This window comes from Tolypothrix sp. FACHB-123 (genome assembly GCF_014697075.1).
Lineage (GTDB): Bacteria > Cyanobacteriota > Cyanobacteriia > Cyanobacteriales > Nostocaceae > Aulosira.
Genome location: NZ_JACJRE010000112.1, coordinates 1 through 9058 on the forward strand (window position 1 = coordinate 1; position 9058 = coordinate 9058).

General features: G+C 42.5%; 6 protein-coding genes. 3 read left to right on the forward strand and 3 right to left on the reverse strand.

Annotated elements, in window-relative coordinates; genetic code table 11:
- Positions 1–102: 102 nt before the first annotated feature.
- From H6G41_RS33395 to H6G41_RS33405, 3 genes are all read right to left on the reverse strand, one after another.
- Complete coding sequence (locus tag H6G41_RS33395; protein WP_190752605.1) at positions 103–1584, reverse strand: pentapeptide repeat-containing protein; 1482 nt, start codon at positions 1582–1584, stop codon at positions 103–105.
- A gap of 310 nt (positions 1585–1894) precedes the next feature.
- Positions 1895–2368 (reverse strand): hypothetical protein, encoded by a 474-nt coding sequence (locus H6G41_RS33400; RefSeq protein WP_190752608.1) that lies wholly within the window; start codon positions 2366–2368, stop codon positions 1895–1897.
- Positions 2369–2584: 216 nt separating this feature from the next.
- Positions 2585–3931: a hypothetical protein gene (locus tag H6G41_RS33405; protein ID WP_190752610.1), complete on the reverse strand. Its 1347-nt coding sequence runs from the start codon at positions 3929–3931 to the stop codon at positions 2585–2587.
- Between the two features lie 240 nt (positions 3932–4171).
- Between H6G41_RS33405 and H6G41_RS33410 the strand changes: the two genes are divergently transcribed.
- The 3 genes from H6G41_RS33410 to H6G41_RS33420 all read left to right on the forward strand — a co-directional run bounded on the left by H6G41_RS33410 (position 4172) and on the right by H6G41_RS33420 (position 8976).
- Positions 4172–4378, forward strand: coding sequence for a hypothetical protein (locus H6G41_RS33410; protein ID WP_190752614.1), 207 nt, complete (start codon positions 4172–4174; stop codon positions 4376–4378).
- A gap of 684 nt (positions 4379–5062) precedes the next feature.
- Entirely contained in the window at positions 5063–8512 is a 3450-nt protein-coding gene (locus tag H6G41_RS35530; protein ID WP_242038146.1) for a DUF3987 domain-containing protein, read from the forward strand.
- Between the two features lie 299 nt (positions 8513–8811).
- Positions 8812–8976 carry a hypothetical protein gene (locus H6G41_RS33420; protein WP_190752612.1) on the forward strand — a complete coding sequence of 55 codons (165 nt, stop codon included), beginning with the start codon at positions 8812–8814 and terminating at the stop codon, positions 8974–8976.
- Positions 8977–9058 lie beyond the last annotated feature (82 nt).

Below are 9058 nucleotides of genomic sequence, written 5' to 3' on the forward strand. Positions count from 1 at the left end.
TGCTTCTAATAGTTTCATTTGCACCCCAAAATACGATACTACAAGCACCTTATATTAGAGGACGCAAATTATCTTAAGTCCAGAGGATTGGTTCGCGACCAGCTATCGCGAACCAATTTCCTTTTCCACATCCCGTGAAAAGTCAGGAAGCAAGATTTTATCCTCGCCCCGTCTTTCTATTGCTACAATTTCAAGTTCTGCGCTTGGATTATTTTCAGCTAATTCTTTAAAGGCAACAGCAATTGCTCTTGGGTCAACACCTTGGTTATGGTAGAGGTCAAGGGTGTCGAAAATTGGTTGAATAAATTCGCCAAACTCCCCATCTGCAAACACCTCCTTGTGGTTGTCTGGTTTGCGGAGAGGGTCTGGGTTTTCTTTGGTAGGGAGTCGCATATAAACGTATTCACACCGCACCCCATCAAATTTAGTGTCGGTGGTAATGCCCCAATCTTGAATGTAAGCCCCGGTGAGAGTAGCTCCTGTAAAATTGGTTCCGTTAAGTTGTGCTTGTACTAATTTCGCCCTGGATAAATCTGCGTCTTGTAAGTTAGCCGCGCTCAAATCTGCGCCAATAAAACTTGCATCTACCAAATTTGCTCCTTGAAAATTTACTCCTCGCAAGTCTCCACGTTCAAAATTCAAGTCTTGCCCCTGACCAGTAACTAATACGCTTACTACTTGTGCTTTTTGAAGGTAAGTTGTTCCAGGGCGAACACGATCTAGTTTTTTAGTTTTATGGAAACAGGTGCGAGTCAAATTAGCTTTTCTAAAGTCTGTACTTTTGAGCATAGCTTGGGTGAAATCAGTATTGCTTAAGTTAGCACCACGAAAACTTGTGCCTCCTATTGCAGCAAAGTTGACAGCCATATTACGAACAACGGAATATTGTTCGTCACCTTTCACAGCTTGCCAACCTATATAGAAATTAAGTAATACTCCAATTACGGTTACGGCTGCGGCAACAACTATGGCTGCGGACATGGCTCCAGCAACAGTAATGGCTCCAACTATAACTGCGACAAAAACTCCATCAACGGCAATGACTCGAACTATGGCTACGGCAATCGCTCCGATTATAGATGCAGCTACGGACACAGCTGCGCCTGCAACTAAGGCCACGGCTGAGATTGCAACTTGGGAGAAGTCTACAGTTATAACTCCGATGCTGTTGGATACAGCTGCGGCTATAACTGCGACAACGGCGATAGCTGTGGCTATAACTGCGGCTATAGCGAAAGCTGCTACTCCTTGGCGAATCGTGACAGCAAAGAAAGCAACCAATACAATTAAGACAGTCCAGCCTGTAGTTGGGGAAAAGCTGTTAGAGCTTAATAATGACACAAATAAACCATTGAGAAACCATAAAAATTCTGACATTCCCAACAAAACACACGAAACAAGAACTAGGAAAATTGCCCAACGCCTTTGTAATCCAGCAGTAGCATGGCTAAAGTTTGCTCTCCTCAAATTCGCCACTGTAAAATCTGCACCCCGGATATCTGCACCACTAAAATTTGCACCCTCAAGGTTTTGTCCTTTGAAGGAGCGCCCACGAAGATTTTGTCCTGAGAAGTCCTGGGGCATGGTTGGGTGCAGCATCCAAATCTTTTTTTTTGGATACAGATATACCACGAAAAATTCCGGAATCTCAACACTTTAAAGCGGTTCTCTTTGATTAGCGTCTCTTCCGGCTCTTAGCCGCATTTATACAAATAGATACTCCCCTAACCAAACTCTGGGCGGGGTTGAGCATTGGTGATCGCTGACTTGTGCCCATCATCCTACCCAGGAGAAAATGTAGGCTCATTTTCCCAAGTTGGGAATTTGAGAATTCCACCAATAGCCCAGAAATTAAAAAGCCCTCTGGTGATGTACCGAAGGCTAACTTTGATTTCTAAAAATTCTCCAGTTCCTGAAAAGTTTCTTCTATCTCGCTGTCTCGATTTTTCCCCACCTTCAAGTAATTGCACGGGGGGTTGATTTTATCAATCAACAACTCCTCGAATTTGCGGAGAAATTTTGGTTCGATGAATGGATTTGGCCAGCAAAAAATCCCCAGACAAAACCGTCCATAATTATCAAAATCTACGAAATGAGTTTTGTGAGCATCAAGAAGTAAGTTTTCTAGGAGGTAAAAAACTTGCATTTTATGATGCTTTTCCTTAAAGCGTTTTTTGATACTAACAGCGCTCGAACCAATATAGACTATTTGGCTAATCTTCTCCAACGCTTTTCCATGAGTAATCGCCAAAATATAAAGTCCGAGCAAGTTTGGGAGGCAGGGAAGCTCTGTTATGGATAATGGAGGGGCAAACCCTGGATTAAAAAAATCAAAAAATAAGGGGGGATTCTCAAGTAAATCGTCCACAAACTTTTCTAAGTCTCCTAAGCTGAAGTTATTTTTGAGGCGGAATTTTGACATTGTTTAGACCCGAAAAAATCAATCCAAGTTAAAAATTTTTACTGCTAGGTTTAAGCGAATAGACTAGCGTTCCCAACCCCGTACCCAATCCACGTTCCCACGTACCCATAGGGGTTACAAGATTGGGAACGGACTCCAACGGTTACTGGGAACGGGAACGCTTTAATTTTTTGGGGGGAGAAAGTATCCTGTAATTTCATCCCCAAATATTCTTCCCGACTGCGTTAATAATTGAAGTGCGGTTCTCAGTTTTGCTCTGCCTGGATTATTCATATTCCAATCGCGCAGCCAGGATTTATGTTTGCGAATTGCTTCATAGGAAACGGGTGATTTTCCTTGACGCACAAGTTCAACAATCCGGTCTAAAAAATTGCTGTCAATTTCAAGTTCTGGCTCAACTGATGGCTCAACTTCTGCCACTTCTAACTTCAGCATTGACTCCAATTGCTCCACGGTTTCAGCCAGATTATTTTGAGGTGATGTTGGTGTTGGAACTTCTAAAAAATTGGGAATATTCTCAACTATTTCCGGAAAATATTTTAGAAGTGTTCGGGCAGGGTCGGGTTGAGATGTGGCAGGATTAATTTCAGTTTTTAACCAATCTGGTACTACCCCAATTTCACCACCGGATATTGATTTTTCAAAACTGTCTGGGTCGGCTAAAAAATATTTACCAGTGGCAACAGAAATGGATTTGAGCGGGGATAATTTTTTACTCGTGGCTTCACACCCGATAAATGTAGCCCCAGTTTTGAAAGTATCGCCAAAACCTGCGGTGTTTTTAGTTCCCACCCATGAAGTGAGATTTTTACCATGCAGGACAACGAAAATTTGAGCGCCCTTCTTGTTGGCGCGAGTGAACAGGAAGCGAATAATCCATTGCTTCTGGTCATCCGTGAGATAATCAGACAAAGCCACAGCTTCATCAATCACTAAAATAATATCTGTGTAACTATTTTGAGTAGCGTTGTCCATCTCCCTTAAATATTGGTACAAATCGCCTGCAACAGTAGCATCAGCCTTTGCACCATCTACTTGGGGGTAACTAAGTCTGCATACTAAGTAATGGCATTGAAACGGGTATATATCATCCCCGGCGGTGAAATAATGAATTTTGGTGTTTGGCTCCAAAGCTTTACTGAGGATAGCTAAAATCGCCATTAATGTACCCTTACCACCTCGCTGATTACCTGCAATTACGGTAATTTGGTCACGAATGCACTTGGCGATGTCAAAGCCGCTTTGGGTTAATGCGTCGATAATTGCGATCGCTCTGCTGTGAAGTGGCAGTACTAACATTGATTGAATGTCTGGTGCTTTCCTTTGATTCGATTGATTCCCAATATTGGGAAATAATGGTTTAAGAATTTGTGGGGAACTGGGCAACTCTATAAATCGGGGTTGTGGAGTCTCAATAAATTTTGGTTCTCTGTTGAGAGATTGTGGAAGTTGGGTTTGCTGTTGAATTAAACTAACCTGTGCCAGATTAATTCTGGGGTCAGGGGCCACCTGTGACAGATGTTTGTCCAATTGCTCAAGAGTGGGAAACGCACCTTTGTAATTGGTGAAGTTGTCCAATAGCCACCTGGCTTCTTTTGCCTTTGTTTTGTGGCTGTTTTTGGCTTGAGAATGTTGTTATACTAATCTAAAGGTACATCACTTGTCAATAAATGATGTAAGTTGTGTATTCTAACCAATATGTGTATCAATGGCTGATAATGTCGGTTAAATAGACAAATGATGCTATTGATGCCTACTAAAAGACCTAGAACAACAATCAGTTTCGATCCTGAAGACTACCAAGATTTAGAGGAATGGGCAGAATCCGAATTTCGGTCGGTTCCTCAACTAATAAGCGTGATAGTCAAGAAGGCTCTGATTGAGAGAAGAGAAACAAGCAAACCAACCCCTCAAAAAAAATCTCCTAAGTCTAAAAGGGGTGAGGCACAGGAGTAGGCGATCGCTCAATGGTATTGAACTTAGAAGTAACTATTTTCAAGGATGCCTAGAAGTAAAAATCAAAGAGAAGCGAATTTTTAAGTAAAAAATCAAACTAATATTAAGTTGCAGGAGGCAGAAACTTTTGTAAGATCAGGCTATTGCTTAAATGAAGTATTTAACGGAGGTACAAATAGAACCAGAGCCTAATGAAAAAAGACAAAGCGATACTGAATCGTAAAAGCTTTGTCCAAATTAGAAAACTAAATATTCCAAATATTGGGAAGCGGGGGTTATCTCTGAAGAACCAAAAAAGTGGCTGTATAGTTGGCAAGCTGCACACCACCGATTGGCAGAAGAGACTATTCCGCGCTGCTTACTCATATTATATGAGCTGCTGTGGAAATTTACATATTTTCACTCGGAGATTTTGACTAGAAAAAATTATCTTTTTTTGGACTAACAAAAAGAAAGCCTAAAAAAAGCAATCCCGTAGAACTCATAGATAACAGGTGTAGTAGCGCGATAACCCCCTCCAATACTCAAAAAATCAGTATTCAGGGGAAAATCTGTGATGACTACCAACTTAAAACTTCAACCAGTTAATCTCGCTCTGCAGTACGAAGCTCCTAGTCAAAAATCACCAATTTGTTTTTTCAACAATAATCAACAATTGAATATTGTTCAGGGAGGTATCGCGTAATGGTTGCTGAATTCGCCAATCCCTCCCTAGACCTAGCATCCCAACTAATCTTCGGTTTAAAACTGATACCTCGCTCATGGGCGCTAACGCCCGTTTTAGGCAATAAAAATCCATACCGCGCAGATTGGAACCATGCCTCCCCCATTAGTCGCCAAGAATTAACTCGGATCATTGAAAGCGGCGACACAGTCAGTTACAAGAATGGAAAACGGCGTAAATGCTATCCCCAAGGTTACGGGCTAAGAACCGGGAAATGGTCGGGCGGAATTTTAGCCATAGACGCAGATGGAAGTGCAGCCCATGAAAAATTAAACCAGCTTGGGGGATTACCCAAAACCGTCAGCTTTACATCAGGTAAGCCAGGGCGCTGTCAATATCTTGTCCGAGTACCCGAAGAATATTGGTCAGTGATTGAAACCCAAAAAATTAGCACTGGCATAAAAGGAGACTCTGGGAAAGACCAGCTACTGGAATTGCGGTGGGATGGATGTCAAAGCGTTCTCCCCCCATCAGTCCACCCAGAAACAGGCGCATATAAATGGGTGAATTCTCCTTCTGATTGCGAGATTGCCCAATGCCCCACCTGGGTAATCGAGTATTTCTTAAATGAATCCACTAATACTACCACCACCACACCCCCAACCTTACTAGTTGACGATATACCCCTGTACCAATGTTTAACCTTAGATGACAGGAATTTAATAGATAACGGTGTCGGCGAAGGTAGCCGGGATGATAACGGAGCCAAACTTGCCCGAAACTTAATTGGCACAGCTGCCAGATTAAATTATCTTGGCGAAAGGTTTGCTGGCGAACCTAGACAACTATTCGATGATTATTGTTCTCGATGTTCCCCGCCACTGTCAACTAAAGATGCAGAGCGGATTTGGAAATCAGCCTCAAACAGCAATCCCACAGCCAGCCTAACTGATGATGCGCTGATTAATTGCATTAAAGCATGGCAGAGAACCCAGAGCATTTATATTAATCCACAACAAACAAAAAATGCGATCGCGTCACCCAAGGAGCAGAGCGCCAATGCAAGCAATGAAAATAAATTTATTCAATTCCCAACTACTATTAACTACGATGCCCTCAAAACTGAGTACATCAAATTACTGGAATCAGACGTATCAAAATCAGAATTAAGCTGCTTTAGGGCAGAGGTAGGCAAAAAATATTATCCAGTAAAAATAGACCGATTCCTGGACGATGTAGAAACCGAATATCACACATCAGAAGATGACCAACTCATCAAAGAAGATATTCAAGTTTTTCTCGATACTGCCAACCTAGAACTAGATGTTAGAAAGTTCCTCCCCGAAAAATTAGCCACAGCTTTGATGTTATTTGGCATCAACCAATCCCTGCCACAAACATCATTATTAATGTCGCTCATCAGCTTAATCAGCGCCTCGCACCTGATTGGCACTCAAGTTTTGATTGGCAATAAGCACAATGAATTTTATCAAAACCCTGCCATCAATCATGCCTTAGTCGGTGATAGTGGTTCTGGTAAATCGATTATCTTTCGCTCCCTAGTCAAAAAACCACTCAATGCATTAAGAAAAGCCGAAAGTAAAAGATTTCTAGAAGAATCACAACAGTACGACAGAAAATTTGCCGATTGGCTAAAATCAAAACAATCAACTCCCGCACCAGAACCACCCAAGCCAATCAACAAAATGTATTTAACTGGGGCTACCCTGGAAGGGTTGAAAGATTACATTGCCAGCGCCCCTGATTACTCCATCTTGAATGTGGTTGACGAATTGTCAGGTTTATTTGGGGGATTTAACCAATATAAACGGGGGCAGGGTAATGACCGCCAAGAATTTTTAAGTTTGTATGACGGCGATGGTTTTAGCGAAGCTAAAGTTTCAAAAAAGACTTTTGTCGAAAAAACTAACACCGCTTGGCTGGGGGGATTACAACCTTCGATACTGCACCAATATTTTCAGCTAGGGGCGAGTGATGGACTACTGCCCAGGTTTACATTCTCTATCTTGCAGGAAACCATTCGCCTATTACCCGACGAAAATGCCTTAAGTGTGAATATCACCGAAATACTCCAAGGACTCTACAAAGCCATATTGGATTGCCAAGCCCAGACATATCACATTACGGGTGAAGCTTACAAATATTTTCGGCAAGTAGATATGAAATGGCAGTATGAAGCAGCCAGGTTGCCCAATGGGGCTTTAAAAGAATTCCTGAAAAAATGCAAAGGATTGTTGGGCAGATTGTCACTTAACCTGCATCTAATCCATGAACTTTCAGACCCGAATTGTGGCACGCCGCAGACAGTTATTCCCTTAAACCGGGTTAAACAAGCTGCTGACATTATTGAACATCTATTAAAGCAGATTCAGGCGGTGCATTTACAGATTGCCGGGGAAACTACACAATCGGCAATCCTGGCGATGATCAACTTGTCGGCAAAACGGCAGTTAATCGGGGAAGAAGGTTGGTTAAACGCCAGAGAGATTAGCCGCCACCAAACTGCTAAGGGGCGGATGAAGTCGCTTGAAATTAGAGAACTGATGATCAAAGCCAAAGATATGGGCTATGGCGAGTTAAAGGGGAGTGGAACCAAGTTAGAATTTCGCGCCCATAAAAATGTCGGCGATTTGTCGGCGATAAGTAAAAAACCTGCAATGCCAAATATATCAATGGTTTTGAATACTGATGCGCAAAAAATGTCGGCGGTTGTCGGCGATTTGTCGGCGATGGATAAAATAAGTGAAACCCTTGTAAATAATGGGTTAGACTCAACCAATATGAAAAATGTCGGCGATGTCGGCGATTTTGAGGATGTTTTTGTCGGTGGGTTAAATGTCGGCGAGTTGAATGTCGGCGATTTTTCTGATGTGATTGTCGGCGAGTTAAATGTCGGCGATTTTTGTGATGTGATTGTCGGCGAGTTAAATGTCGGCGATTTTTGTGATGTGATTGTCGGGGATTTAAATGTCGGGGATTTAAATGTCGGCGAGTTGATTGTCGGGGATTTAAATGTCGGCGATAGAAATCTGTCGCCCCCTGCACTGGTTAATGAAGATGAAAATTTATCTATAATTACGCCGACAACGCCGACAATTTTAGATAAAGCGGCTGAAACCTTTACCAATAGTGCTGTTGAGATTGCCGACAATAAGCCGACAATGTTGCCGACAGTCGCCGACAACTGCCGACAAAATGAAGAACATCAATTATCTGCTCAAGAACCACTCTTTGAGACCTCTGAGTCGGAGTTGGTGGTTACAGATAATGATGCTGTTAGCAATGTGTCGGCGAATGCGGAATTGATTAAGGAGTGTATTGCCGAGGAATCTTGGGAGATGATTGATTCGCTGTTGTCAGAATGGACTGAGGAATTTAAATCAGCAGTGTGGGCGGAGTTGACACTAGAGGAACGCAGGGCTGTTAAGCAACTGAAGCCCTTGGGTTGAGTCACTTTTCCCATTGAAGATTGGGAAACTGTGCAACATAGTCGAGTGGAGCTGCGGTGACCACACCTGCCTAATATATTGATGCCCCATTCCTTTTGTTGGAATTGCATAACCCCCACCCCGCTCAGAGCTATATAGCAATAAGCCATCAAAAAGCGGTGGGATTGCGGTTAAGTTATCCCAAAATTTAGCCTCATTCACCAAAAATTTAGGATTTTGATGATTCAAAAGGCTTAACTTAATTACTTAAGCCCCATGATTCTCCTGCCCAGCTTTAACTTTATAATTTATCTTTCGGTATGCGCGTTCCCAACCTTGGTCTGAGTTTCCTTGCTCTAGTTATTGCCACTGCTTCCACGCCGATAACTTTCAGCTTTTCCGCAGCACCGGGGGAGTTACGAGTTCTGGCGCAAACACCACAGGCGCGGAAAGACGAAGCTGATAGCAGGGCAAACGCACCTTAAACTGGCACAATTAGGGTTGACGTTTAATTAAATATATGTGTTTCAATCCATGATTGATTTTGATCATCCATGATCCGTTCTC